This window comes from Marinobacter sp. M1C (assembly GCF_023314135.1).
GTDB lineage: Bacteria > Pseudomonadota > Gammaproteobacteria > Pseudomonadales > Oleiphilaceae > Marinobacter.
In genome coordinates, this window is sequence record NZ_CP092289.1 from 3643080 (window position 1) to 3667501 (window position 24422).

General features: G+C 52.2%; 24 protein-coding genes. 15 read left to right on the forward strand and 9 right to left on the reverse strand.

The features are described 5' to 3' along the window. Positions 1-361 precede the first annotated feature (361 nt). From fba to tkt, 4 genes are all read right to left on the reverse strand, one after another. The gene (gene fba, locus MIH19_RS17185; protein WP_249006025.1) at positions 362-1426 is read right to left on the reverse strand and encodes a class II fructose-bisphosphate aldolase; all 1065 of its coding nucleotides are present in this window, start codon (positions 1424-1426) and stop codon (positions 362-364) included. Positions 1427-1466: 40 nt separating this feature from the next. Beyond that, positions 1467-2633 carry a phosphoglycerate kinase gene (locus MIH19_RS17190; RefSeq protein WP_249006026.1) on the reverse strand — a complete coding sequence of 389 codons (1167 nt, stop codon included), beginning with the start codon at positions 2631-2633 and terminating at the stop codon, positions 1467-1469. 65 nt (positions 2634-2698) lie between these two features. Continuing rightward, positions 2699-3730, reverse strand: coding sequence for a glyceraldehyde 3-phosphate dehydrogenase NAD-binding domain-containing protein (locus MIH19_RS17195; protein WP_249006027.1), 1032 nt, complete (start codon positions 3728-3730; stop codon positions 2699-2701). Next, positions 3730-5730: a transketolase gene (tkt, locus tag MIH19_RS17200; protein WP_249006028.1), complete on the reverse strand. Its 2001-nt coding sequence runs from the start codon at positions 5728-5730 to the stop codon at positions 3730-3732. The genes MIH19_RS17195 and tkt overlap by 1 nt, the downstream gene beginning before the upstream one ends. A 247-nt stretch (positions 5731-5977) precedes the next feature. On the opposite strand from tkt, the gene MIH19_RS17205 reads away from it, so the two are divergent. The 9 genes from MIH19_RS17205 (at position 5978) to MIH19_RS17245 (ending at position 14078) form a co-directional block, all read left to right on the forward strand. Continuing rightward, positions 5978-6979 carry a metalloregulator ArsR/SmtB family transcription factor gene (locus tag MIH19_RS17205; RefSeq protein WP_249006029.1) on the forward strand — a complete coding sequence of 334 codons (1002 nt, stop codon included), beginning with the start codon at positions 5978-5980 and terminating at the stop codon, positions 6977-6979. Positions 6980-7130: 151 nt separating this feature from the next. After that, positions 7131-8321: a methionine adenosyltransferase gene (gene metK / locus MIH19_RS17210; protein ID WP_249006030.1), complete on the forward strand. Its 1191-nt coding sequence runs from the start codon at positions 7131-7133 to the stop codon at positions 8319-8321. A gap of 26 nt (positions 8322-8347) precedes the next feature. After that, entirely contained in the window at positions 8348-9742 is a 1395-nt protein-coding gene (gene ahcY / locus MIH19_RS17215; protein WP_249006031.1) for an adenosylhomocysteinase, read from the forward strand. Between the two features lie 110 nt (positions 9743-9852). Further along, positions 9853-10722, forward strand: a complete 870-nt coding sequence (gene metF / locus MIH19_RS17220) for a methylenetetrahydrofolate reductase [NAD(P)H] (RefSeq protein WP_249006032.1) — start codon at positions 9853-9855, stop codon at positions 10720-10722. Between the two features lie 294 nt (positions 10723-11016). Beyond that, positions 11017-11775, forward strand: a complete 759-nt coding sequence (locus tag MIH19_RS17225; protein ID WP_249006033.1) for a transporter substrate-binding domain-containing protein — start codon at positions 11017-11019, stop codon at positions 11773-11775. Positions 11776-11860: 85 nt separating this feature from the next. After that, complete coding sequence (locus tag MIH19_RS17230; RefSeq protein WP_249006034.1) at positions 11861-12532, forward strand: amino acid ABC transporter permease; 672 nt, start codon at positions 11861-11863, stop codon at positions 12530-12532. Positions 12533-12545: 13 nt separating this feature from the next. Continuing rightward, complete coding sequence (locus tag MIH19_RS17235) at positions 12546-13292, forward strand: amino acid ABC transporter ATP-binding protein (protein WP_283164065.1); 747 nt, start codon at positions 12546-12548, stop codon at positions 13290-13292. Positions 13293-13494: 202 nt separating this feature from the next. Continuing rightward, positions 13495-13701, forward strand: coding sequence for a type II toxin-antitoxin system VapB family antitoxin (locus MIH19_RS17240; protein WP_249006035.1), 207 nt, complete (start codon positions 13495-13497; stop codon positions 13699-13701). A 5-nt stretch (positions 13702-13706) separates the two neighbouring features. Next, the gene (locus MIH19_RS17245) at positions 13707-14078 is read left to right on the forward strand and encodes a PIN domain-containing protein (RefSeq protein ID WP_249009039.1); all 372 of its coding nucleotides are present in this window, start codon (positions 13707-13709) and stop codon (positions 14076-14078) included. A 446-nt stretch (positions 14079-14524) separates the two neighbouring features. Here the strand turns inward: MIH19_RS17245 and MIH19_RS17250 are convergent, their stop codons facing one another. Continuing rightward, complete coding sequence (locus MIH19_RS17250; RefSeq protein ID WP_249006036.1) at positions 14525-15460, reverse strand: LysR substrate-binding domain-containing protein; 936 nt, start codon at positions 15458-15460, stop codon at positions 14525-14527. Between the two features lie 421 nt (positions 15461-15881). On the opposite strand from MIH19_RS17250, the gene MIH19_RS17255 reads away from it, so the two are divergent. The 5 genes from MIH19_RS17255 to MIH19_RS17275 all read left to right on the forward strand — a co-directional run bounded on the left by MIH19_RS17255 (position 15882) and on the right by MIH19_RS17275 (position 21761). Next, positions 15882-17081: a CoA transferase gene (locus MIH19_RS17255; RefSeq protein WP_249006037.1), complete on the forward strand. Its 1200-nt coding sequence runs from the start codon at positions 15882-15884 to the stop codon at positions 17079-17081. 40 nt (positions 17082-17121) lie between these two features. Beyond that, entirely contained in the window at positions 17122-18120 is a 999-nt protein-coding gene (gene dctP, locus MIH19_RS17260) for a TRAP transporter substrate-binding protein DctP (RefSeq protein WP_249006038.1), read from the forward strand. 549 nt (positions 18121-18669) lie between these two features. Then, a complete protein-coding gene (locus tag MIH19_RS17265; protein ID WP_249006039.1) occupies positions 18670-19995 on the forward strand; it encodes a TRAP transporter large permease in 1326 nt (441 codons plus the stop codon). Positions 19996-20015: 20 nt separating this feature from the next. Continuing rightward, entirely contained in the window at positions 20016-20750 is a 735-nt protein-coding gene (locus MIH19_RS17270; protein ID WP_249006040.1) for an enoyl-CoA hydratase/isomerase family protein, read from the forward strand. 237 nt (positions 20751-20987) lie between these two features. Further along, positions 20988-21761, forward strand: coding sequence for an ATP-binding protein (locus MIH19_RS17275; protein WP_249006041.1), 774 nt, complete (start codon positions 20988-20990; stop codon positions 21759-21761). A 300-nt stretch (positions 21762-22061) separates the two neighbouring features. On the opposite strand, the gene MIH19_RS17280 is transcribed toward MIH19_RS17275, so the two are convergent. The 4 genes from MIH19_RS17280 to MIH19_RS22560 all read right to left on the reverse strand — a co-directional run bounded on the left by MIH19_RS17280 (position 22062) and on the right by MIH19_RS22560 (position 23627). Further along, on the reverse strand, positions 22062-22643 hold the full coding sequence (locus MIH19_RS17280; protein WP_249006042.1) for a hypothetical protein: 582 nt from the start codon (positions 22641-22643) through the stop codon (positions 22062-22064). Then, positions 22636-23055, reverse strand: a complete 420-nt coding sequence (locus MIH19_RS17285) for an OsmC family protein (RefSeq protein WP_349292911.1) — start codon at positions 23053-23055, stop codon at positions 22636-22638. The genes MIH19_RS17280 and MIH19_RS17285 overlap by 8 nt, the downstream gene beginning before the upstream one ends. Next, positions 23052-23207, reverse strand: coding sequence for a hypothetical protein (locus MIH19_RS17290; protein WP_249006043.1), 156 nt, complete (start codon positions 23205-23207; stop codon positions 23052-23054). Before MIH19_RS17290 ends, MIH19_RS17285 begins: the two co-directional genes overlap by 4 nt. Before the next feature lie 129 nt (positions 23208-23336). Further along, positions 23337-23627, reverse strand: a complete 291-nt coding sequence (locus MIH19_RS22560; RefSeq protein WP_349292881.1) for a LuxR C-terminal-related transcriptional regulator — start codon at positions 23625-23627, stop codon at positions 23337-23339. Between the two features lie 313 nt (positions 23628-23940). Here MIH19_RS22560 and MIH19_RS17300 point away from each other — a divergent pair, with 313 nt between their 5' ends. Continuing rightward, complete coding sequence (locus MIH19_RS17300; RefSeq protein ID WP_249009042.1) at positions 23941-24216, forward strand: D-(-)-3-hydroxybutyrate oligomer hydrolase; 276 nt, start codon at positions 23941-23943, stop codon at positions 24214-24216. Positions 24217-24422 lie beyond the last annotated feature (206 nt).

Below are 24422 nucleotides of genomic sequence, written 5' to 3' on the forward strand. Positions count from 1 at the left end.
GCTATTTGTAATCGTTTGACCGCTTCGTTATTGCAATAACGAAGAACGCTCTACTTTCCACGCCTCAAGACCCCCATTCAAGCAAGATTCCGGGCAAACCCACCACGAATCAAAAAATAAAAATCAGCGGCCAAAGATGCAGGCACTACAGCATGCAGACAGCCAAGAAAAAAAAAGAATCATTACAGAAGAAATCATCGGCTGTTATCCTTAACAAGCGCGCGCACCCATAGCGCTAATCCGTACACATTAGACCCTTTTGGGCCTTATGACCTCCCCCAAAGGGTCAAAAAACGCAAAAAAAAGCCCCCGGCTCTCACCGAAGGCTTTTCATCAAAACACTACCTACTTCAACACAAAATCACTTCACCTTAGGGTCCAACTCCCCACGCTCATAAGCCTCATACATCCGTTCAAGATTAATTGGCTTGATCTTGCTGGCATTACCCGCAGTACCAAACGCTTCATAACGCGCAATACAAATATCTGACATGGCCACCATGGTGGCTTTCAGGAATTTGCGTGGGTCGAATTCGGCTGGGTTCTCGGCCAGGAAGCGGCGAACGGCGCCGGTGCTTGCCAGGCGCAGGTCGGTGTCTATGTTGATTTTGCGCACACCGTGCTTGATGCCTTCCACGATTTCTTCGACGGGTACGCCGTAGGTTTCGGGGATTTGGCCGCCGTATTGGTTGATGATTTTCAGCCATTCCTGGGGTACAGAGCTAGAGCCGTGCATCACCAGGTGGGTGTCTGGAATGCGTTTGTGAATGGCTTTAATTCGCCCGATATCCAGGGTGTCGCCGGTGGGCGGGCGGCTGAACTTGTAAGCGCCGTGGCTGGTGCCGATGGCGATGGCCAGTGCGTCTACGTGGGTCTTTTTCACGAAGTCTGCGGCTTCTTCGGGGTCGGTCAGCATCTGGCTCATGTCCAGAGTGCCTTCGGCGCCAATGCCGTCTTCTTCACCGGCCTGGCCGGTTTCCAGGGAGCCCAGGCAACCCAGCTCGCCTTCTACCGATACGCCACAGGCGTGGGCCATTTCTACTACGCGGCGGGTAACGTCTACGTTGTATTCGTAGTCGGTCGGGGTTTTGCCGTCTTCACCCAGGGAACCGTCCATCATCACCGAGCTGAAGCCCAACTGAATGGAACGCTGGCACACGGCGGGGCTGGTTCCGTGGTCTTGATGCATAACCACCGGGATGTGCGGAAACTCTTCAATGGCCGCCAGAATCATGCGGCGCAGGAAGGGGGCACCGGCGTATTTGCGGGCGCCTGCCGAGGCCTGAACAATCACCGGTGAGTCGGTTTTGTCCGCCGCTTCCATAATCGCGCGCATTTGTTCCAGGTTATTCACGTTAAAGGCTGGCACACCGTAACCATGCTCGGCGGCGTGGTCCAGCATTTGCCGCATCGAAATCAGGGCCATTAGGTTGTCTCCTTAAATTGTACGATTGGTTAAATGCGTTTTACGCGCCACGCTCTTCAAGCATGGCGACTGCGGGCAGGGTTTTGCCTTCTACGAATTCCAGAAAAGCACCGCCACCCGTGGAAATATAAGAAATCTTCTCACTTACACCGTACTTGTCAATGGCCGCCACGGTATCACCGCCGCCGGCGAGTGAAAATGCAGCGCTGTCGGCGATGGCGTGGGCCAGCACTTTGGTGCCGTTTTCAAACGGGTCGAATTCAAATACACCCAGCGGGCCGTTCCATAAAATGGTTTTGGCATTTTTCAGCAGCCCGGCAAACTGGCCGGCGGTTTCGGGGCCTACGTCCAGAATCATGTCGTCTTCGGTCACGTCTGAAATGTTGCGAATCGTGGCGGTCGCGGTTTCAGAGAACTCGCTGGCAACCACTACGTCAACCGGCAGCGGAATTTCAACGCGGGAGGCGATGTCTTTGGCGGCGTCTATCAGGTCGTGCTCGCACAGTGACTTGCCTACGGGGTGACCTGCAGCCGCCAGGAAGGTGTTGGCTATGCCGCCACCCACAATAATCTGGTCGCAGACTTTTTCCAGAGCGTTGAGTACGTCCAGCTTGGTGGAGACTTTGGAGCCGCCAACAATGGCAACCACCGGCCTGGCCGGGTTATCCAGAGCTTTACCCAAGGCGTCCAATTCACCTGCCAACAGCGGGCCGGCACACGCTTCGGGGGCAAACTTGCCTACGCCGTGGGTAGATGCCTGGGCGCGGTGTGCGGTGCCGAAGGCGTCCATCACGTAAATATCGCAAAGCGCGGCGTATTGCTTGGCCAGGGCTTCGTCGTCTTTCTTCTCGCCTTTGTTGAAGCGCACGTTCTCGAACAGCACCACGTCGCCGTCGGCCAAGTTTAAGTCTTCGCCGTTCAGGTAGTCTTTTATCAGGCGTACGTTCTGGCCTAGGGCTTCACTCAGGTGCTCGGCCACGGGCTTAAGGGAAGCGGCTTCGTCATACACGCCTTCTTCCGGACGGCCAAGATGCGACATCAGCATAACTTTGGCGCCGGCGTTTGCAGCCGCTTTAATGGTGGGCAGCGCGGCACGAATGCGGGCGTCGCTGGTAATGCTGCCGTTTTTCAGCGGTACGTTCAGGTCTTCCCGAATCAGTACGCGCTTTCCTGCCAGATTCAGGTCGGTCATTTTTTTGATGGCCATACTCTTTTTCCCTTCAACAGTTCGTCAGCGTCAAATGTGATTCAGATTTTGAATCTGGTTATAGCTCAGTGCGCTGCCAGCCAGTGCCGGCTGACATCCAGCATGCGATTGGCAAAGCCCCATTCATTATCAAACCAGCACAGCACTTTCACCATGGTTTCTCCGGTAACCCGGGTTTGGCCGCCATCAACCACGCCAGAACGGGAATCGTGGTTGAAGTCTGAGCTGGCCAGCAGTTCGTTGGTGTAACCCAGTATGCCCATCAACGGTAAAGTGGTCGCCGCCCGCTGCAGTATGCCGTTAACGTCGGCTACGGTCACCGGTGTGCGTACGTTCAGCACCATATCAATGGCAGACACGTTTAGCGTGGGCACGCGCATGGCAACGGAACTGAAGCGGCCCTGCATGTGGGGCAGCAGGCGTTCAATGCCACGGGCCAGCGCGGTGTCTACCGGTACTATGTTATGCAGCGCGCTGCGGGTGCGGCGCAAATCCTGATGATGGTAAGCATCAATCACTGGCTGGTCGTTCATTGCCGCGTGAATGGTGGTGGTGGTGCCTTGCTCTATGCCCAGCGCATCGTCCAGCACTTTGATCATCGGCACCAGACAGTTAGTCGTGCAGGAACCCGCGGCCACAATGCGGTCGTCTTTGTCCATTTCAAGGTGATTGATGCCGTAAACCACCGTGCGATCGACATCGGCTTCGGCCGGCTGCGAGAACAGCAGGCGTTTGGCGCCAGCGGCCAGGTGCTGTTCCGCCGTCGCGCGGTCAGAAAACGCGCCTGAGCATTCCAGTACCAGGTCAATGCCCATTTGCTGCCAGGGCAGTTCGGCCGGGTCGGTGCTGTTTAAAACACGGATAACGTCGCCATTCACCCACAGGCTATCGCCCTCAACCGCCACGGTACCTTGAAAGCGGCCGTGGGTGGAGTCGTAACGGGTCAAGTGGGCGATGGTGTCGATGTCTGACAACTCGTTAATCGCGACCACTTGGAAGTGGTCGCGATAACCGTTTTCATACAGCGCCCGCAGCACGCACTGGCCGATGCGGCCGTAACCGTTAATGGCAACGCGGAAAGGCGCGGGCTGGGTCATCAAGCTTCCAATAGCTCGGCGGCCACGTCCAGGATGTTATCGACGGTAAAGCCAAATTCCTTGAACAGTTCGCCAGCGGGTGCCGATTCACCAAAGGTTGTCATGCCTACAATGCGGCCGTCCAGGCCGACGTACTTGTACCAGTAATCGGCAATGGAGGCTTCCACCGCGATGCGGTTGGTGACGTCCAGCGGCAATACCTGCTGCTTGTAGTCGGCGCTTTGGGCATCAAAGATGTCGGTAGACGGCATAGACACCACGCGAACGGCTTTGCCTTGCTCACGCAGTTTGGCGGCTACTTCTTGGGCCAAGGCAACTTCGGAGCCCGTCGCAATCAGAATCAGTTCTGGCGTGCCTTCGCTGTCTGACAACACATAGGCACCGCGGGCAACATCGGCAAGTTGCTGCGTAGAACGATCTTGGTGGGGCAGGTTCTGGCGGCTGAATATCAAAGCGGTGGGGCCGTCGGTACGCTCAAGCGCGGCTTTCCAGGCAACGGCGGATTCTACCGCGTCGGCCGGGCGCCAGGTGCTCATGTTGGGCGTGGTGCGCAGGCTGGCCAGCTGTTCAACGGGCTGGTGCGTAGGGCCGTCTTCACCCAGGCCGATGGAGTCGTGGGTGAACACATAGATGGCGCGCTGCTTCATCAGGGCAGCCATGCGTACCGCGTTGCGGCAGTATTCCATGAAAATCAGGAAGGTGGCGCCGTAGGGTACGAATCCGCCGTGCAGGGCCAGGCCGTTCATGATGGCGGCCATGCCGAACTCGCGCACGCCGTAATTGATGTAGTTGCCGCTGGCGTCTTCTTTGGTGACGGTGGTACAGCCACTCCAGATGGTCAGGTTGGAACCGGCCAGGTCGGCAGAGCCGCCCAACAGTTCCGGCAGCATCGGGCCATAGGTGTTCAAGCTGTTCTGGGACGCCTTACGGCTGGCGATGGTTTCGCCTTTATCCTGAACGCTCTGAATGTAAGCCTGGGCTTTTCCGGAGAAGTCGGCGGGCAGGTCACCGGCCATGCGGCGCAAAAACTCGGCGGCCAGTTCCGGCTCGGCTTTCTGATACGCGGCGAAGGTGTCGTTCCAGGCACTTTCGGCGCTCTGGCCTTTTTCTTTCGCGCTCCACTTGGCGTAGATGTCTTCCGGCACTTCGAATGCGCCGTGTTTCCAGCCCAGTGCTTCGCGGGTCAGAACGATTTCGTCTTCGCCCAGCGGTGCGCCGTGTGACGATTCGCTGCCCTGCTTGTTGGGCGAGCCAAAGCCAATCACGGTTTTGCAGCAAATCAGCGTGGGCTGCTCGGTGTTGGCGCGGGCGACTTCAATGGCCGCACTCAGGGCGTCGGCGTTGTGGCCGTCTACGTCGGCAATCACCTGCCAGCCGTAAGCTTCAAAACGCAGCGGCGTGTTGTCGGTGAACCAGCCGTCTACTTTGCCGTCAATGGAGATGCCGTTGTCGTCGTAAAAGCAGATTAGCTTGCCCAGCCCCAAAGTGCCGGCCAGTGACGACACTTCGTGGGAGATGCCTTCCATCAGGCAGCCATCGCCTACAAAGGTGTAGGTGTAGTGGTCAACAATGTCGTGGCCCGGGCGGTTGAACTGCGCCGCCAGGGTTTTCTCGGCTAGGGCAAAACCGACGGCGTTGGCCAAACCCTGCCCCAAAGGCCCGGTGGTGGTTTCAACACCCGGGGTGTAGCCGTATTCCGGGTGGCCCGGGGTTTTGGAGTGCAGTTGGCGAAAGTTTTTGATGTCATCAATGGAAACGTCGTAACCGCTCAAGTGCAGCAGCGAATATTGCAACATGGAACCGTGGCCGTTTGACAGCATAAAACGGTCACGGTTGGCCCACTGCGGGTTGGCAGGATTGTGGCTTAGGTAATCATTCCACAGCACCTCGGCGATATCAGCCATGCCCATGGGCGCACCCGGATGGCCAGATTTGGCTTTCTGAACCGCATCCATGCTCAGCGCGCGAATGGCGTTGGCGAGATCTTTACGAGAGGGCATCAACATTTCTCCAATGTTTTTCAAGGTAGTAGGGACAAATCCCGATCTGCTGGCCGCGTGTCCGCACTGCCATAACGGCGTTACAACAGCGCGACAATAAAGCGACAACAGAACGCTCAAAAATAAGGCGCATATTTTCGCCGATTACGGTGGGTGGGGGCAAATCGACTTTGTATTAACAATCTATATCAAAAAACTTTGATATAGCACTTGCCTGGCCCAAAAAAGCTCCTTACACTGCATCCCTATGACAAACACCAGCACTGCCATTCCCGACTCCGCTCCGGCGGACGCCCTGGCCACTATCTATAAGGCCAGCGGTGATCCTTTGCGCCTTGAAATTATGCGGGTATTACGGCGGGACACGTTTGGCGTGCTGGAGTTGAGCCAACTGTTTGATATGCGCCAATCGGGCATGAGCCATCACTTGAAGGTGATGCACAAGGCCGGCCTGGTGGAGCCACAGCGCGAAGGCAATTCTATTTTTTACCGCCGCCCGTTAAACCTGACCGTGAACACCCTGACCGGACAGACCATTCGCCAGGTGTTTTCCACCGTTGATCAGGTGCCGCTGCCCTTACATTTGCAGGAGAAAATTGACGTGATTCGCGGCCAGCGGGCCGATCAGTCCCAAGTGTTTTTCTCCCGCCACGCGGCGCAATTCCGCGAGCAGCAGGAGCTGATTGCGCCGTTCGAGCTTTACGCCAAGCCCGCGGCAAGGCTGATACGCCAACGTGCGCCTAAAAAGAGCTGGCCAACCGCGTTGGAAATCGGCCCCGGGGATGGCAGTTTTTTGCCGGTGTTGTCGCCACTGTGCCATCACTTGGTGGCTCTGGATAACAGCCGCGACATGCTGGCCAAAGCGCAGCAGACCTGTATTGATGAAAAGCTAAATAATGTGGATTTGATTGAAGGCGTAACCGACACCCTGCTGGCCCGCGGCGACGGTTTTGATCTGGTAGTGGCCAATATGGTGCTGCACCACGTACCTAGCCCTGTGGATATTTTTCTAGACGCTGCAGCTCTTATGAATAACGGCGCCTGCCTGATTATCAGCGAGCTGTGCCGCCACGATCAGGTTTGGGCGCGGGAGAATTGCGGTGACCTGTGGCTGGGTTTTGAGCCTGAAGAGTTAACCGCCTGGGCCGCCGATGCGGGCCTGCAATCCCGCGAATGCATATTTATTGGCCTGCGCAACGGCTTTCAGGTGCAGGTTCGGGAGTTTTGGAAGACCACGGCAAAGCGGTGAACACCGGCCTTGCAGGGCATTGAAGATGAATATCAAAAAACTTTGATATAGGTGTAAGTGTTATTACGTATACCTATTCAGAAGTACAATTTTGGACCGCTCACATAATTTTAGATCGCTCATAGATCGCTCATAGAAGGAGCCACCGTTAATGTCTGACTACAGTGTTTTCACCTCCGAATCCGTTTCGGAAGGCCATCCGGACAAACTGGCAGACCAGATTTCGGATGCCGTACTAGACGCCATCCTTACCGAAGACCGGCACGCCCGTGTTGCCTGCGAAACCATGGTGAAAACCGGTGTGGCTATTATTGGTGGTGAAGTAACCACCAGCGCCTGGGTAGACCTGGAAGATCTGGTGCGAGGCGTGATTAAGGACATTGGCTATACCTCGTCTGACGTCGGTTTTGACGGCGACACCTGCGGCATTATCAATATCATCGGCAAACAGTCGGTGGACATTGCCCAAGGTGTAGACCGCCAGAAACCAGAAGACCAAGGCGCCGGCGATCAGGGCCTGATGTTTGGCTACGCCAGCAACGAAACCGACGTGTTGATGCCCGCCCCCATTACTTTCGCTCACCGTTTGGTAGAGCGCCAGGCCGAAGCCCGCAAAAACGGCGTATTGTCGTGGTTGCGCCCAGACGCAAAAAGCCAGGTGACCTGCCGCTATGAAAACGGCCAGGTTGTGGGCATTGATGCGGTAGTACTGTCTACCCAGCACGACCCAGACGTCAGCCAGGCTGATCTGAAAGAAGCCGTAATGGAAATGATTGTGAAGAACGTGTTGCCGGCAGAATTGCTGCACAAGGGCACCCAGTTTCACATCAACCCCACCGGCAAATTCGTGATTGGTGGCCCGGTAGGAGACTGTGGCCTGACTGGCCGTAAAATCATCGTAGACACCTACGGCGGCATGGCACGCCACGGCGGCGGTGCCTTTTCTGGCAAAGATCCGTCAAAGGTTGACCGCTCCGCCGCTTACGCTTGCCGCTATGTGGCGAAGAACCTGGTGGCTGCCGGTTTGGCCGAGAAATGCGAAATTCAGGTTTCTTACGCGATTGGTGTGGCACAACCCACGTCTATCTCGGTAAACACCTTCGGCACTGGCAAAATCAGCGATGACAAGATCATTGAACTGATACGCCAGAACTTTGACCTTCGCCCTTACGCTATTACCAACATGCTGGACCTACTGCACCCGATGTATCGGAACACAGCAGCCTACGGTCACTTCGGCCGCGAGCCGCAGCAAGTCACCATAAATGGCGAAACATTTACCACATTCCCATGGGAAAAAACCGATCGCGCGGCAACTTTGAAAGACGCAGCCGGCATTTAATCGATAATGAACTGGAGAACACCTGAATGAGCACTCCCGCAGAAAAACTGAACACCGTTGAAGACTTTAAAGTACGTGACATCTCGCTGGCGGCTTGGGGCCGCAAGGAAATCAACATCGCCGAAGGCGAAATGCCTGCACTGATGGCGCTGCGCCAAAAGTACAAAGCTGAAAAGCCCCTGGCTGGCGCTAACGTGCTTGGCTGCATTCACATGACCATTCAAACAGCCGTGCTGATTGAAACCCTGATTGAACTGGGTGCCAACGTGCGCTGGTCGTCTTGCAACATCTTCTCTACCCAGGATCAGGCCGCAGCTGCCGTTGCCGCAGTGGGCGTTTCGGTGTTTGCCTGGAAAGGCGAAACCGACGAAGAATACGAGTGGTGCCTGCATCAAACCGTAGGCGCAAACGTGGAAGGCTGGGCGCCCAACATGATTCTGGACGACGGCGGTGATTTGACCGAACTGCTGCACAAAGAATACCCGGCGATTCTGGCCAACTGCCACGGCGTGACCGAAGAAACCACCACCGGTGTACACCGTCTTCAGGAAATGCTGCGCGACGGCACCCTGAAGATTCCGGCCATCAACGTGAATGATTCCGTCACCAAGGCCAAGAACGACAACAAATACGGTTGCCGTCACAGCCTGAACGACGCCATCAAGCGCGCCACCGACCACCTGCTGTCGGGTAAGAAAGCACTGGTTATCGGTTACGGCGATGTGGGTAAGGGTTCTGCTGCTTCCTTGAACCAGGAAGGCATGATTGTAAAAGTTACCGAAGCCGACCCCATTTGTGCCATGCAAGCCTGCATGGACGGTTTTGAAGTGGTTTCTCCGTACATTAACGGCGAAAACGACGGCACCGAAGCCAGCATCGACAAAGCCATGCTGTCTAAAATCGACATTCTGGTGACCACTACCGGTAACTACGACGTGTGCGATTCCAACATGCTGAAGGCTCTGCGCTCTGGTGCGGTGGTGTGCAACATCGGTCACTTCGATAACGAAATTGACACCGCATTCATGCGCAAGAACTGGGAATGGGACGAGGTTAAGCCGCAGGTTCACATTGTGTACCGCAACAAAGCGGCCAACGACCACTTGCTTCTGCTGTCTGAAGGCCGCCTGGTGAACCTGGGTAACGCAACCGGTCACCCGTCGCGCATTATGGACGGCTCTTTCGCCAACCAGGTGCTGGCTCAGATGTACCTGTTTGAGCGCAAGTTTGCTGACCTGCCAGAAGAAGCCCGCGCTAAAGGCGTGTACGTTCAGGTTCTGCCCAAGCACCTGGATGAAGAAGTGGCCCGTGCCATGGTCGAAGGTTTTGGTGGTGTGATTACCAAAATGACCCAAAAGCAGGCCAACTACATCGGTGTTCCGGTGGAAGGCCCGTACAAGCCGGAAAGCTACAAGTACTAGTCATAAAGGCTATCTACAGGTACTTGCTTAAGCACTAAACCGCCACGGCGGATGTGATCACGGGCCAGCTTCGGCTGGCCCGGTTCCAACCCTACATTCTGGACAGCAACATGGAATCCCAAAAACAATTCAAGCGGCGGTTCAGTTTTGAGTTCTTCCCGCCCAAGACCGAACAGGGCAAAATAAAACTGCAAGGCGTTCGCGACGAACTCGCGGCCGTAAACCCGGATTTCTTTTCAGTGACGTTTGGTGCCGGTGGCTCTACCCGCGAACGCACACTGGAAACCGTTTTCAGCCTGCACCAACAGGGCATTTCTGCCGCCCCGCACCTGTCTTGCGTCGGTGGCACCCGGGCAGAAATCAGTGAGCTGCTCGACACCTATAAAGAAAAAGGCATTAACCGCATTGTGGCGCTTCGCGGCGACCTGCCCTCAGGAATGGGTGCAGCCGGTGAATTGCGCTACGCCAACGAGTTGGTGAGCTTTATTCGCGAGCACAGCGGCGATTATTTCAATCTGGAAGTGGCCGCCTACCCGGAGTTTCATCCTCAGGCCCGCAGCGCCGAGGAAGACCTGAAGAACTTCACACGCAAGGTAGAAGCCGGCGCCAACAGCGCTATTACCCAATATTTCTTCAACGCCGACAGCTATTTGTACTTTATTGACCGGCTTGAAAAAGCAGGCGTTACCATTCCTGTCGTTCCCGGCATTATGCCCATTGTTAATTTCTCCAGCCTGGTGCGTTTTTCCGACATGTGCGGCGCCGAAATTCCACGCTGGATACGCAAGCAGTTGGAAGCCTACGGTGACGACAGTGTGAGCATTCGCCAGTTCGGCGAGGAAGTGGTTACCTGCATGTGTGAAAAACTGTTGAAAGCCGGTGCGCCCGGTTTGCACTTTTACACGTTGAACCAAGTTGAACCCAGCCTCGGCATCTGGAAAAATCTTGGATTGGGCGAACGCGAAAAAATATCGTTTTAACCGACACAAACACCCTTAAGAGCTTATAACCATTTGCTAACACGGGTATTTTTTTGCTCTGAAAAAGCCGTAACACGTTTCACGTGTTTGATTTTGCACCACAGTCTGAGTAATAGTCTAAAGTGTACTGAGTGCAGTTCTAAACATGGCTCTTAGCATGGTTTTGAACACAGCTCTTAAACGTAGCTCTTAAAATAGCCCCGACAATTCGCTTCGGTTATCCCCTGCCCTTACCGGCTCGGAAAACTGTTCATATTGCGACAGCCGGGGTCCTATAAAAACCAAGGAGAAAGCATGAGCACAAAATGGCTGAAAACACTGACGGCTGGTCTGGTTCTGACCGCAGCAGCTGGCACCGTGAGCGCAGAAAAACTGAAAATTGCGACCGACCCTAGCTTCGTACCCTTCGAAATGCTGGACACGGAAACCGGTGAAATGATCGGTTTTGACATGGAAATCATTGCCGAAGTCGCCAAACGTGCCGGTTTCGAATATGAAATGAATACCATGGACTTCAACGGTATTATCCCGGCCCTGCAAACTGGCAGTATCGATATTGCGGTTGCTGGCATCACCATCACGGAAGCTCGTGGGAAAATCGTCGACTTTTCTGACCCGTACTACGATTCGGGCCTGCGCCTGCTGGTGCGCGTTGATAACGACGACATTATGGAATTGAAAGACCTGGAGGGCAAAAAGATCGGCTCCAAGATCGGCAGCACCAGCTACGATTACCTGACCAACAATCTGGAAGATAGCGCCGGCGTAACGCCCTACCCGGGCAGCGCAGACATGTACCTGGCGCTGATGTCCCGCTCTGTTGATGCGGTGTTCTACGACGCCCCCAACGTGGCCTATTTCGCCCGGACCAAAGGCGAAGGCAAAGTAAAAACCGTTGGTGCCTTGTATGAAGGTCAGCAGTACGGTATTGCCCTGAAGGCCGGTAGCGAATGGGTAGACGAAGTGAACACTGCTCTGGCAGAAATCCGCGAAGACGGCACCTACAAAACCATTTATGAAAAATGGTTTGGCCCTCTGCCCGAAGCTAAGTAAGCTCGGGGTTTAACGATCTGTTCTACTGCACCGGGGCCACGAGCCCCGGTGTTTTATCTCGCTAACTCCCGCGGAGACATTCACTGTGGAATCACAGTTCCAATTTGACTGGCAAGCCGCCATAGATTCCATACCCTTCCTGGCGAAGGGTATTCCTTACACGTTGATGATTTCGTTCGGCGGCCTTGTTATTGGTTTTCTGCTGGGCATTTTGTTTGGCTTGTTAAGCATTAACAAACACTGGTATTTGCGCTGGCCGGCAACGGCTTATATTGAAATATTCCGCGGCACGCCCATTCTGGTGCAAGTGCTGTTCATATTTTACGGTTTGCCCGACCTTGTCGGCGGCCCGATTGACCCGCTTGTCGCCGGTATTGCGGCCATCGCCCTGAATTCGGGTGCCTATATTTCCGAAGTGGTTCGTGGTGGCGTGCAGTCTATTGACCGCGGCCAAACCGAGGCTGGCCTGTCACTGGGTTTGTCCCGTACCCAGAGCTTTTGGTCGATTGTGTGGCCCCAGGCGTTTCGCCGGATGATTCCACCCCTCGGTAACCAGGCCATCGTCAGCATTAAAGACACCTCGCTGTTTTCTGTTATCGGCGTGGGTGAACTGGTTCGCCAGGGCCAGGTGTACATTGCCAATACCTTCACCGCCTTTGAGGTGTACTTTGTAGTGGCCCTTATGTATCTCGCTATAACCCTGTCGCTATCTATAGTTCTGCGCTACATGGAAAAGCGCGGTTTGGCCTCTGTGTGAAGGAAACTGACTGATGACCCATATTGTGCAGCTCAAACGCATGAACAAGTACTTCGGCAAGCTTCACGTGCTGAAAGATATCGATCTGGCCGTAGAAGCTGGTGAAGTGGTGGTGATTATCGGCGCCAGCGGCTCCGGCAAATCCACCTTGATCCGCTGCGTGAACGGTCTGGAAGAATTCGAATCTGGCCACCTGGAAGTCGACGGCCATAAACTGGCGCCCAAAGGCGGCAACCAGGAATCCCTGGCTGAGATCCGCAAAGAAGTGGGCATGGTGTTCCAGCAGTTCAACCTGTTCCCTCACCTGTCGGTGAAGAAGAACATCATGCTGGCGCCTATGAAAGTTAAAAGTGCCGATAAAACCGTTGCTAATGCCACTGCAGATCGTTTGCTTGAGCGCGTTGGCATCAGCGATCAGGCCGACAAGTTCCCCAGCCAACTGTCTGGCGGCCAGCAGCAACGGGTGGCCATTGCTCGCGCCCTGGCGATGGAGCCGCGGGTAATGCTGTTTGACGAGCCCACCTCGGCGCTAGACCCGGAAATGGTTGGCGAAGTGCTGGACGTTATGCGCGAACTGGCCAAAGAAGGCATGACCATGATGGTGGTGACCCACGAAATGGGCTTCGCCCGCGAAGTGGCCGACCGGGTGATTTACATCCACGAAGGCCAGATTGTGGAAGAAGGCAAACCCCACGACGTGTTCGACAACCCCCAGAACGAACGTACCCAGGCGTTTCTGTCACGGGTGCTGGCGCACTGATGGGTTGTTGGCGTTGAGTGACAGCGTTAATTAAAGAGTAACAACAAAGCCCCCGTATTCGGGGGCTTTGTCGTTTTAAGTCGCGCTCACTGGCCTGGTCGACGTAGCCAACAGGAACTTTGGGCAAACCTTACTTGAACACGCCATCTGTTGATGCTAATTTTGATGCATGTAGTCATCAAATAAAAGATCAGGAGACGTCATGCGAACAACCGTAACCATCGACGACGAACTCTACCAGCAGGCGCTCAGCATGGCTGACCCCGGCATGGACAAGGCGGAACTGTTTCGGGAAGCAATAAAAGTGTTTATAAGAACTCGCGCAGCGAAACGCCTGGCGGCGCTGGGTGGTACTGCACCCGAAATGCAAGACATCCCTCGCCGCCATGAAGACGCTCCGGCGTCATAAATGTACTGGTTGATACATCAGTCTGGGCGGGGCACTTTCGTAATCGCAGTACAACGCTCACCAAGCTGTTGCTCTCAGACCGAGTTCTGACACACCCCATGGTGGTTGCCGAACTGGCTTGCGGCACGCCGCCCTCACCGCGCGCACAAACCCTCTCTGATATCGGTCTACTGGAACCCGCGGACCAGGCAAGTATTGCCGAAGTGAGGATTCTGATTGAACAGGAAAAGCTCTACGGTTTAGGTTGTGGACTAGTGGATATTGTTCTCCTGGCGTCCACATTGATTACACCGAGCGCCCGACTGTGGACCTTCGACAAGCGACTGGAAAGGTTGGCGGAGCGTTTCGATATCCATTATTCAGGGCTCAAGCAATAGCTCTCAGCTGTGCCAGCAAACGTCGGATCTGCGGAGCATGATTGCCTATGCTCTTCGGTGTGCTCCAAATAATAGACATACAGACCCCACCACACATGCACGGAATTCAGGCCCCCGCTTTGGTCTTCTCAACCTGTATATTCATCAAATAACGGCGAGCAGCCCAGCCAAACACCAGCAAACAGAACACAGTCTGCAACAAAAGAACCCCTCCAACGCTAACAACGAACACTACAATGGAAAGATAAGAAAACACCATCATAAATTCCTCAAGCGCTAGATGCCTCCAGTGAAGTAGAGCGTTGCCGCTAACAACACCCACGATATGATCAGAGCACACAGATTAACAGCGATTGATAACACCCAACTTTCCGAACGGTTCGGCGCTCGCCCTAACCCGGGTTTACATTAGCGGAACCCTCTCAATTTTCTCGGCCACTATAACGCTAACTCTTTTCTCTATTGATCATGTGGGCACCTAGCCACTCTCCGTTTTTAATCATCTCATCGACAATATTAAAGAAAAGTTCTCTGACGAAGCGCGCAGCCTCGGTGAAAGGTAGCGAATCAGCCGTGCATAATGAAAGCTCGCGTACAGTGGGTGATGCCAATCGTACAGATGACAGGGCGCCGGAATTTACTTCCTCGCGCACGGCTGACCAAGGTAATACGGTGGCAGCTAAGCCCGCTTTGACAGCAGGAATTAGTATGGCTGAGGTGCTAGCTTCTGCGACTAACACATAGCTCAACTGCTTCTCTAGGAAAAGCTGGTCAACGCTTGCGCGCAGGGTGTTCGGTTTGCTCGGGAGAATAAGAGGAATATTTGCGAGTTCTTCCACGGAAACTGGAATAGAGGATATCTGCATGTCGGGGCTAATGATGAGGAATAACTCTTCAGTCAGCACTGGCTGCATGGAAATTCCCCGGCGAGGTTGCTCGTTGGGAGTGATGGCCATATCTACACGCCCCTGAGCCACAAGCGCTGTTAAATCAGCGCTTGGGACATCAACGATCTCGATAGTTATACCAGGATATAGACGCATGGTTCGCTGCAGCAAGGGTAACGCAATAGCTCTACCTGTGCTTGAGGGCATACCAATGGAAACCTTCCCGTTTATCGGACCGTCTTTCTTCACTAGGAGAGCGTGGGTGTTGTCTATTTGGCGCAAAATAGACCGGGCATGGCGATACAGTAACTCGCCTTCCCTAGTTGGCGAAACCCCGTGCACATTTCTGTGCAGGAGCTTAACGTTCAGCTCAGACTCCAGAAGCCTAACTTGTTGACTGAGGGCTGGCTGCGCTACGTGGAGCTTTTCTGAGGCCCTAGTCATATTTTTGAATTCGACGATTGTTGTAAAATAGTTAAGTTGTTTTAGGTTCATACTGCACCGAGGGCATCGTAAGCCCTTCCTGATTAGTGTTCACACAAAATTGAAACTAAATGGTGTGGAGGCGCTGCTAAGGTTTTCTGCATTTTTCAAATACACGTTTCCGACGACTAAAAAATAACAGCTCAATTATTCTGAATGGGCACGACTTGCTTTGTTGAGCACCCGACCATTGATCAACCTGTGATTCTCCCAAATCTTGCATGACACGCCGCCAGCCACTACCCATTAATAGATCCTAAAGTTTTCAAAGCAAAACTACAGATAGGTATAAGAAAATCTTATCGACAAATAATTATATAGTATTTTTCAAGCTCGCTACCATTGGCTATCTTTATTAAACACAACATTTGGAAATTTTTTAAAAATACTTAGGGAAAGTTATGAATCCGGAATTAGATTCTGAGGAAATGAAATGTCTCTTCCACTGAGCGGAATGCGGGTTTTAGATCTTACCCGAGCTTTGTCAGGCCCATTTTGCACCATGATTCTTGCTGATCTAGGTGCTGAGGTAATCAAAGTTGAACCATGCCCTAGCGGTGACATGATCCGTCAATGGGGGCCATTTGACCGGGGAAATAGTGCGTACTATCTAAGCAGCAACCGCAATAAAAAGGGAATTGGCATTGATTTCCGGAGTCCGGAAGGGCTTGCTCTAATTCGTGAGATGGTACTGAAATCAGATGTAATTGTTGAGAATTTCAAGCCAGGAAGGATGGCCGAGATGGGCTTAGGGTACCCCGAGCTAGCCGATGAAAAGCCCAGTTTAATTTACGCATCTATTACTGGTTTCGGCAGTTCTGGCCCGGCAGGAAACTGGCCGGGATTTGATCAAATTGCACAAGGCTACGCCGGCCTAATGAGCATTACAGGCATGCCAGACACGGGCCCAACCCGAGTTGGTGTAGCAGTTAGCGATCTTACGACCGGCATGTGGGTGGCAATGGGGGTATTGGCTGCTTGGATTGAAAAGCTACAGACTGGCCGGGGCCAGTTGGTCGAAAGTTCATTGCTGGCCAGTTTAGTGGGCCTGCTCAGCGTTCAGGGTCAGCGCTATTTAAGCTTGGGAGAAGTGCCGGAACCTACTGGTAATACACACCCCGTTATCGCTCCATATGGTGTCTTTGAGACGGCTGATGGGCCGATGAACTTAGCCCCCGCCACCCACGACATGTGGCTGAATCTGTGCAAGTTACTCGAACTTGAACATCTTACGACAGACCCTCGATTTTTGACTAACGCAGAGAGAATGCAAAACAGAAATGTATTGAAAAATATTATCGAAGAAAAGTTATTACTGCGTAAACGTAAAGAATGGACGGAGCAGATGATCGACCTTGGGATTCCTGCAGGCCCAATCAACAATTTGGCCGATGTATTTAATGACCCTCAAGTCAAACATTGCCGTATGGTCGAAACGGTCGAACATCCTCAATTAGGCACGCTTAAGCAATTGGCGCTACCTATATCGATGCCCGGGCTCGCTAATGGTTCTGTGCGTACAGCACCACCGACCTTTGGCCAGCATACATTAGAAGTGATGGAGGATTATGGTATTGATGTCGATCGGGTAAAAAGGCTGCACGCTGAGGGAACTATCCACCAAGGAAAGTGATTCAGTAAAAAACATACTTTAAATAATATCGGAGAGCAAAATGATTAATTTAACAAAAACAATTGTTCTTACAACCTTAGTTTTATTGATAAGTATCTCGAATGTACAAGCTGAACCTTTAAAGCTCTCCCATCAGTGGCCCAGAGGTGATGGTAGAGACGTTGGAGCTCGCGCGTTCGCTGAAGAAGTAAATCGCTTGGACTCGTCTTTGAAATTTCGTATATATCCTGGTGCATCGTTGATCAGTAGTCCTGTTGGCCAGCTTGACGCGCTACAGAAAGGCAGTATTCAGCTGTCGGTTTTTCCTCTTATTTATGGTGTTGGAAAAATACCAGAGCTATCAGTAACGATACTACCAGGTGCCGTTAATGGTGTAGAGGCCGCAATGGACCTGGAAAAAAGTGAATATCGGGACCAGCTCCAAACTCTAGCAGAAAGGAATGGCTTCCACATCCTTACATGGTGGTGGACTGAAGGCGGTATCGCCAACCAAGAGCGCGCAATCACAGGGCCAGACTCAGTAAACGGACTGAAGATGCGCGGGGCCGATCGAACGATCGACACAGTCTTGAGCTCTGCAGGCGCCTCAGTTATATCGATGCCCTCAACAGAGTTGTACAGCGCGCTTCAAACAGGAGTGCTTGATGGGCTAATGACCTCCTATGAAAGCTTGCTAAGCATGAGGTTATACGAACAGACTAAATACGCAACATTAGGCGGAGACTACACGATATTTGTGCTCCTTCAACCTTTAGTAGTTTCGATGCAAACCTGGAACAAATTGACACCTAAACAAAAAGAGATATTTGAAAAGGCAGCAGACAACACTAACGCCCCATTCCTTAAAGAACAATTGTTGATTAAAAAGGAAGCCGTTGATAAGTTTAAAAATGCTGGCGTTGAGGTCAGGGAGATGAAAAAAGACGAATTCAACGAGTGGCTTGATTTGGCAAAACAGACGTCTTGGGTTGAGTTTTACAATATAAGTCCTGATGCGAAAATGCTAATCGATGCATTAGATAAGTCTCAGAGTAAATGACGGAATATACGGCTCAAACGGGAGGGCACCCACCCCTCGTTTCACTGAGCCCACTCACTAATTTTTTTAATATTTTTGTAACTCGTATGAGTATTGCCAGCGCAATGATTTCGGCATTACTTTTGTTTGCTGGAGTTCTAATTGTTACTTGGATGGTGCTAGCACGTAACATTGGCCTGCAGACGTCTTGGGAGTTGGAGGCCAGTATTGAAATAATGGTTATCGCCATATTTCTGGCCTGTCCTTACACTTTGCATACAAATGGTCATGTCCGAATGGAGGTTCTTGAAGGAGTCCTCCCCATCAGGATCGGGAATGTGCTTTCAATAATAGCTAAGCTGATCGGTCTATTCGCGTGTCTGTATCTGGCCTGGGTAGGTTGGCAGATAACAGTCGATGCTTATAGTTCGGGAGAACGAGGGCTTGGCGCGTGGGCGCCTTTGGTCTGGCCAAAATACGCTTCAATGGCTTTTGGAATGGCCCTCACGGCGCTGCAGTATATTGTCATAATATGCCAACAGCCCTTCAGAGCCCATGGGGGAAGTGAGAATGTCTGAACTTGAAATCGGTGCTTTGCTGTTCATAGTCACATTCGTGGTATTATTCGCCGGTGTTCCGATCGCGTTTAGCCTGGTTGCGATCGCTGTCGGTTTTCTTGCGACTTTTGGTGGCGCGGGAGCCTTGTCTTCTGTCGCCCACTCGTTTGTTAATGAACTCTCAAGTTTCGCTTTGTTGGCGCTGCCTATGTTTGTGTTGGTAGGGGCTGCGATTGGTATGTCTCCGGCTGGCAAAGATTTATATGAGTCATTACATCGCTGGTTCTGCGGATTACCCGGTGGTTTGGTGATCGCAAACATATTTGGTTGTGGTTTATTTTCTGCAATGTCGGGATCGAGCCCAGCTACGGCCGCAACCATAGGAAAAGTGGGCATTCCGGAAATGGTTAAGCGCGGCGTGCCAGCACGCTTGGCTGCCGGCTCTATCGCGTCCGGGGGAACATTGGGCATCCTTATTCCTCCGTCGATCACTCTCATCGTTTATGGAATAGTTACGCAAACGTCTATCGGCCGCCTTTTTCTTGCGGGGGTAGTGCCTGGGTTACTTCTGGTTTTCATTTTTGCTTTTTACGCTTGGCTGGTGACTGTACTTAGGTTAAGGGCAACAAAAGCTATAGATTCAGGCCCCCCGGAAGTCTATTCATTGAAAGAAAAAGTGTCGGGATTTTCTCGAACCATGCCCTTTCTTTTAGTAATTGCAGCGATTACTTTTTTTATGTATGGCGGGTACGCAACGCCATCTGAGGTGGCAGCTGTAGCGGCATTTATGGTAATCGTATTGGTCGCCCTAATTTACAGGATTTATAGACTATCTGAAGTTTGGCCAATTATGGCAAGTGCAACTCGCGACTCGACAATGATTCTAATGATCGTCGCTGGGGCTGCGCTTTATGCTTATATGATGTCCTATCTTTATCTGACTCAAAGCGTCGCCGACTGGATGTTCGGTTTGAATATGAGCAAATGGGAGCTTCTAATAGCTCTAAATGTGTTTTTGCTTATAGCGGGGCTTTTCCTTCCGGCTGTATCAATAATACTTATGAGTATGCCGATAATCTATCCTGTTCTTGATCTTTACAATATCGACCTTATATGGTTTGCGATAGTAATGACTATCAACCTGGAGATAGGAATGATTACGCCTCCTTTAGGTCTTAATTTATTTATTATCCGGGGTATTGCACCTGACATTACGATGAAAGATATAATGTTGGGATCGTTGCCTTTTGTTTTTTTGATGTTAGCTTACATAGTTTTTCTTGTGATTTTTCCAGAGATAATTACATGGCTTCCTGACATGCTGATGGGCCCAGGCTAATATACAAAAGAGGAGTTTTTATGTCTAAAAATATTGACAATATTCCAAGCTTGACAATATCAGGACCTATAGCAAAAATAACTCTATGCCGTCCTAAACAACATAATCGTATAGATCCTTCCGATCTTTCGGTTCTACTTGATCATTTTTCGGCTATCACCAGTAGCGACAGTATTCGAGTGCTAATTATAACAGGAGAGGGATCTAGTACGTTTAGTTCTGGTTATACGTTGAGCGCTATAAAGGAAGAGTTGGATGATCGCTTTGAGTGCGTGCTAGACACCTTGGAAAGCCTTCCAATACCAGTTATTTGTGCGATGAACGGCAGCGCTTATGGCGGCGCCACGGATCTCGCTCTATGTTGTGATTTCCGCATCGGTATTGAGGGAACTCGCATGTTTATGCCTGCAGCTAAGTTCGGGCTGCATTACTACCCTGGGGGAATCAGGCGGTATGTTACAACACTGGGACTCACTGCGGCCAAAAAGCTATTTTTAACTGCGCAACCAATAAATGCAAAAGAAATGCTTCGAATCAACTTTTTGACGGAGCTCGTTAAGCCTGAAGAGCTCAACGATACTGTCCAGCATTATGTGACAGAGTTGCTTAAATGCGCGCCTAGGGTGATCGCTTCAATGAAGAGTGATCTGAATCAAACTGCGGCCGGCTCTCCCGACCTAGTAGTTCAGCGCGCTAATTATGAAGCCTCGCTGAAATCTGAAGAGCTGACTAAGCGTGTAGCAGGTCTGGCTTAATGACTGGCGCTGAGTTTTTATAAGGAGATTGAACGGAAGCCTCTTGAAATTGACAGATTACTATGGACGGGGGCTGTGGTGGGATAGCGGTGATACGCACTTGAGCGCCGCAGGAGTGCGAAATAGTATTGCAAATAGAGTGATAGATCGGTGGGTAATACACCCCTATGACTCAATCTTCTTGTTAATATGCTTGCCCTAACGTAACCGATTTGAAACTAATTTCAAGGGGAAACTATGGCCGATAATCATTCAATCGACTGGCTCGCTACACCGGCGGCTGTTTGGCGTCGCCACCACGCTGGCCTGCGCGCGATCCGCCGCCTGGATCCGGTTGGCTGGGGCACACTGACTGGCGTCAATCGGCAACAGCAGGAGCTGGCGCTAAACACCGAACGGTTTATTCAGGGCGAGCCGTCCAATAACGTGCTTTTGTGGGGCTCACGCGGCACCGGTAAGTCGTCGTTGATGAAAGCGCTGCTGAACCGCTATAAAGATGAAGGCCTGCGCATGGTCGAAGTCGATAAAGACGATCTTGTGTATCTACCTGAAATTGTGGATGAACTGTGGGATGAACCTTATCGCTTTATTGTTTTCTGTGATGATCTTTCGTTCGAAGCTGGAGAGACGGGATACAAGGCTCTGAAAAGCATATTGGAAGGTTCACTGGAACTGCCACCGGAGAATGTTAGGGTATATGCCACATCAAATCGACGCCACCTGATGCCGGAATTCATGGCCGACAATTTAGGTACCCAAAGCCGCGGCGGCGAAATCCATCCTGCAGAAGCGATTGAAGAACAGGTTTCCTTGGCGGATCGCTTTGGCTTGCAGCTATCATTTTACGCGTTTTCTCAGGAACTCTATCTTAAAGCGGTGGATGCGCTGTTCCCAGAGGTGGAGGATCGAGCTGAGTTGCATCAGCAGGCTCTGCGCTTTGCTACCGCCCGAGGTGTGCGTAATGGCCGCACTGCGCAGCAGTTTTACCGGCATACTGTAGTGGTTCAATGATTCCGGGTTGGCAGAAATCTAGCCTTAGTACTCTCAGGATTAATCCAGTCCACTTTTGACACAGGGGTGTTAAGTATCTTTTCGATGTGGCAAATCAGACCTGGTATCGGGATGGCTACTCCTCCGTCGACCAGCATCCTGTTTTCTCTCGCAGTGAGTGGTCCTTGGTCCAATGTCTGAGATTCATCGCGCGCAGATGGCTCTTCTTCACTCATGAATTCTGTCGTAACGTTCTCCTGATTAGCTCTGTCCCTATCTCCAGAAAACACATATCCCGGTATTGGCGGTACGCCGATTCGGCTACAGGTGGACGTAATTTGCTTTACTTAGGATAAAAAAGGCGAGGTCAATATTCTCATCTGTCTGCTCCTTGTCCCGTAACCAGCGGACTTGGATCCCCAAGTAATTTGCCCACTCTACGCCTTTTTTGAACTTTCTTTTCTGGTTGTTTTTAGCGCAAATCTCTAAGTATTGATTGACCAGTTTGTACTGGGATTTTCCGGCACGATATTTTGCCTGTTCAAACGCTTGCTCAAATAGATCCATAGCTGCAGAGAAGTCTTCTGCCCTGTATGTGCGAGCCGCGTCGACCCAGGAAGCTAGCCAGCACAGCTGATCTGCCAAGCCTGAGGTACGCAGATTTTCTTTGAAATCGTCTGCATTGGATTGAAGGGTACTGCTGTTCTTGAGGTCGAACCCTCTTTGGAGCAAGCGCTGGAACTCTGGGTTTACACCCCATCTGTTCGCATGTGTGATTGGATAAAGTGCTGCTATAACAGGATAGCGTATAGCGCGACAATTAACTTGGCCGGTCCGGACAAGATAGTTGACGCTGCATACAAGGGCTACTTTCAGATACTTGAGCTTTAGTTCCTCATTCATGAGATGCCTCCTCCTGCTCCACGTGCCAGAGCGTCTTCACATCGGTCCCTCCACGAAGGGTCTGCAATACTACACAGCAGGCTTCTGCGTGCTTCATCAATGCTTTTAGCCTGCTGTCATCGGTTTGCGTAGCGAGCTGCAGAAATACATTGCAATCCATGCGCTGAAAACCCACCTGAACGGTTGAGTCCACCATGAGAGAGCCCCGCACATCGCATTCCGCCCCGACTGCCACCTCGATATCAGCGAGTTCGATATCGAGCCACTGCGCGATCATGCGAGTGGTGGAGTGTAGACAAGCGGCGAGTGATGCCGAGAGCAGATCCCCCGGATTTGGCGCATCGTGATCGCCCCCAACCGCCCGGTGGATCCCGAAAGACCAGCGCTTTCCTGCGTTGTTCGGTGGCCCTATCTCACCATGAAAAGGGTCACACCGCTCCCAACGACTGCCCGGGCTTCATCTCGAATCCATGCGGCATCAGGCTCTTTACGATAACGTTGCTGCAACGGCTTCTGGCGGGTTGGAACCAACCGTGTCTCGATGTTCGTAGTAGTTGCGTTCATGATCTGACTCCTTTTGTTTGAAGCTTGCGACTTCAAACTACTTCACAACAGGAGCTCCGAGCATGGGGCAATTGTCCCGGTTGGATGGAAAGTATTGCGTTCATACGGGACAAAGGTCCCTGATGAAGTTCAGTCTGCGCCAAACCCCTTCTCCCGTGCCTGCACAATCAATTGTGCACGGGTCGGGAGATCGAGATTGCCACATATTGCACAGACATGATTACGCACGGTTTTTGTCGCGATAAACAGGGCCTGGGCAATTTCGGTATTTGACTGCCCCCGGGCCACGAGGTTGAGCACCACCCGCTGGGAGGCAAGCCATGACAGGACGGTATGAGCTTTCTGAGCAGAACTGTTAAATAAGCCAGACACCCATCCGTAAACTATTGATGGGTATCCATGTGAACCCACTGCGTCCACCTATTTTGCCTTCGCGTTAGGCGCTGCATCCGTTCGCCATGGCGTCCCATTACAAGTCGGGTAATTGCTGCAACTAGGTAGACAGCCAGGACAAGGTAGTCGATGTGATGCCGCTGGAGTATTCGGGGTCGTAGAACCGCTAATCTGGACACCCATCTATAAAAGCTAATTTAATCAATCGTCAAGGCTCATCATGGACATGGGTGTCCTCTTTAAATTGCCCGAGGCCTGATCGACGGCGTCGCAGTCTCCGAGCCCAACGTTAACCCGACGGTGAAAATGACCTGAGCATTCAGCAGGTGAGGCCCCGCCGATCACCGGCCATAGCCGAAGTCTCTATGACTACACCACCGCCCTCGCGCTCTACCAGGGCTGCGCCAACCTCGCGCCGGCTAACGCCGGCGTGAGGTTGAGCGGATTGAACAATTTCGATATCAACGAAACTATCTGTAGCGCGCTCTCGGCTAAGGGGCTCGTGGCAGGCTCCACCGCCGAGGAGCGGGCGACTGATGCCCAGCGGATTCTCAACGAGGAGTTTGCGATCCAGCCTGAGCAGAATCCGCAGGGGAAAGAAGACCTTCTAACTTAGATAGGTTGCTATGAGTTTACCATGGTAGCTATCAGCATGACGGTAGTGGTTCAATTATTCTGGACACCAACGTAGATGGTAATATCGCCACCATAAGCTAGGTGTCTGATGACCAGGAAACCACTGTTTGTTGGCGGCTGAATTACCGCCAACAAACAGTGGTTTTATTTCTAGCTGCGTTCACGATCTGACGTAGGTGTGTTCGC

What these genes read in the sequence shown, in the direction of transcription:
- fba (WP_249006025.1), bottom strand. Translation starts at nt 1,426, where the DNA reads ATGGCCCTGATTTCGATGCGGCAAATGCTGGACCACGCCGCCGAGCAT.
- MIH19_RS17190 (WP_249006026.1), bottom strand. Translation starts at nt 2,633, where the DNA reads ATGGCCATCAAAAAAATGACCGACCTGAATCTGGCAGGAAAGCGCGTA.
- MIH19_RS17195 (WP_249006027.1), bottom strand. Translation starts at nt 3,730, where the DNA reads ATGACCCAGCCCGCGCCTTTCCGCGTTGCCATTAACGGTTACGGCCGC.
- tkt (WP_249006028.1), bottom strand. Translation starts at nt 5,730, where the DNA reads ATGCCCTCTCGTAAAGATCTCGCCAACGCCATTCGCGCGCTGAGCATG.
- MIH19_RS17205 (WP_249006029.1), top strand. Translation starts at nt 5,978, where the DNA reads ATGACAAACACCAGCACTGCCATTCCCGACTCCGCTCCGGCGGACGCC.
- metK (WP_249006030.1), top strand. Translation starts at nt 7,131, where the DNA reads ATGTCTGACTACAGTGTTTTCACCTCCGAATCCGTTTCGGAAGGCCAT.
- ahcY (WP_249006031.1), top strand. Translation starts at nt 8,348, where the DNA reads ATGAGCACTCCCGCAGAAAAACTGAACACCGTTGAAGACTTTAAAGTA.
- metF (WP_249006032.1), top strand. Translation starts at nt 9,853, where the DNA reads ATGGAATCCCAAAAACAATTCAAGCGGCGGTTCAGTTTTGAGTTCTTC.
- MIH19_RS17225 (WP_249006033.1), top strand. Translation starts at nt 11,017, where the DNA reads ATGAGCACAAAATGGCTGAAAACACTGACGGCTGGTCTGGTTCTGACC.
- MIH19_RS17235 (WP_283164065.1), top strand. Translation starts at nt 12,546, where the DNA reads ATGACCCATATTGTGCAGCTCAAACGCATGAACAAGTACTTCGGCAAG.
- MIH19_RS17240 (WP_249006035.1), top strand. Translation starts at nt 13,495, where the DNA reads ATGCGAACAACCGTAACCATCGACGACGAACTCTACCAGCAGGCGCTC.
- MIH19_RS17250 (WP_249006036.1), bottom strand. Translation starts at nt 15,460, where the DNA reads ATGAACCTAAAACAACTTAACTATTTTACAACAATCGTCGAATTCAAA.
- MIH19_RS17255 (WP_249006037.1), top strand. Translation starts at nt 15,882, where the DNA reads ATGTCTCTTCCACTGAGCGGAATGCGGGTTTTAGATCTTACCCGAGCT.
- dctP (WP_249006038.1), top strand. Translation starts at nt 17,122, where the DNA reads ATGATTAATTTAACAAAAACAATTGTTCTTACAACCTTAGTTTTATTG.
- MIH19_RS17265 (WP_249006039.1), top strand. Translation starts at nt 18,670, where the DNA reads ATGTCTGAACTTGAAATCGGTGCTTTGCTGTTCATAGTCACATTCGTG.
- MIH19_RS17270 (WP_249006040.1), top strand. Translation starts at nt 20,016, where the DNA reads ATGTCTAAAAATATTGACAATATTCCAAGCTTGACAATATCAGGACCT.
- MIH19_RS17275 (WP_249006041.1), top strand. Translation starts at nt 20,988, where the DNA reads ATGGCCGATAATCATTCAATCGACTGGCTCGCTACACCGGCGGCTGTT.
- MIH19_RS17280 (WP_249006042.1), bottom strand. Translation starts at nt 22,643, where the DNA reads ATGAATGAGGAACTAAAGCTCAAGTATCTGAAAGTAGCCCTTGTATGC.
- MIH19_RS17290 (WP_249006043.1), bottom strand. Translation starts at nt 23,207, where the DNA reads ATGAACGCAACTACTACGAACATCGAGACACGGTTGGTTCCAACCCGC.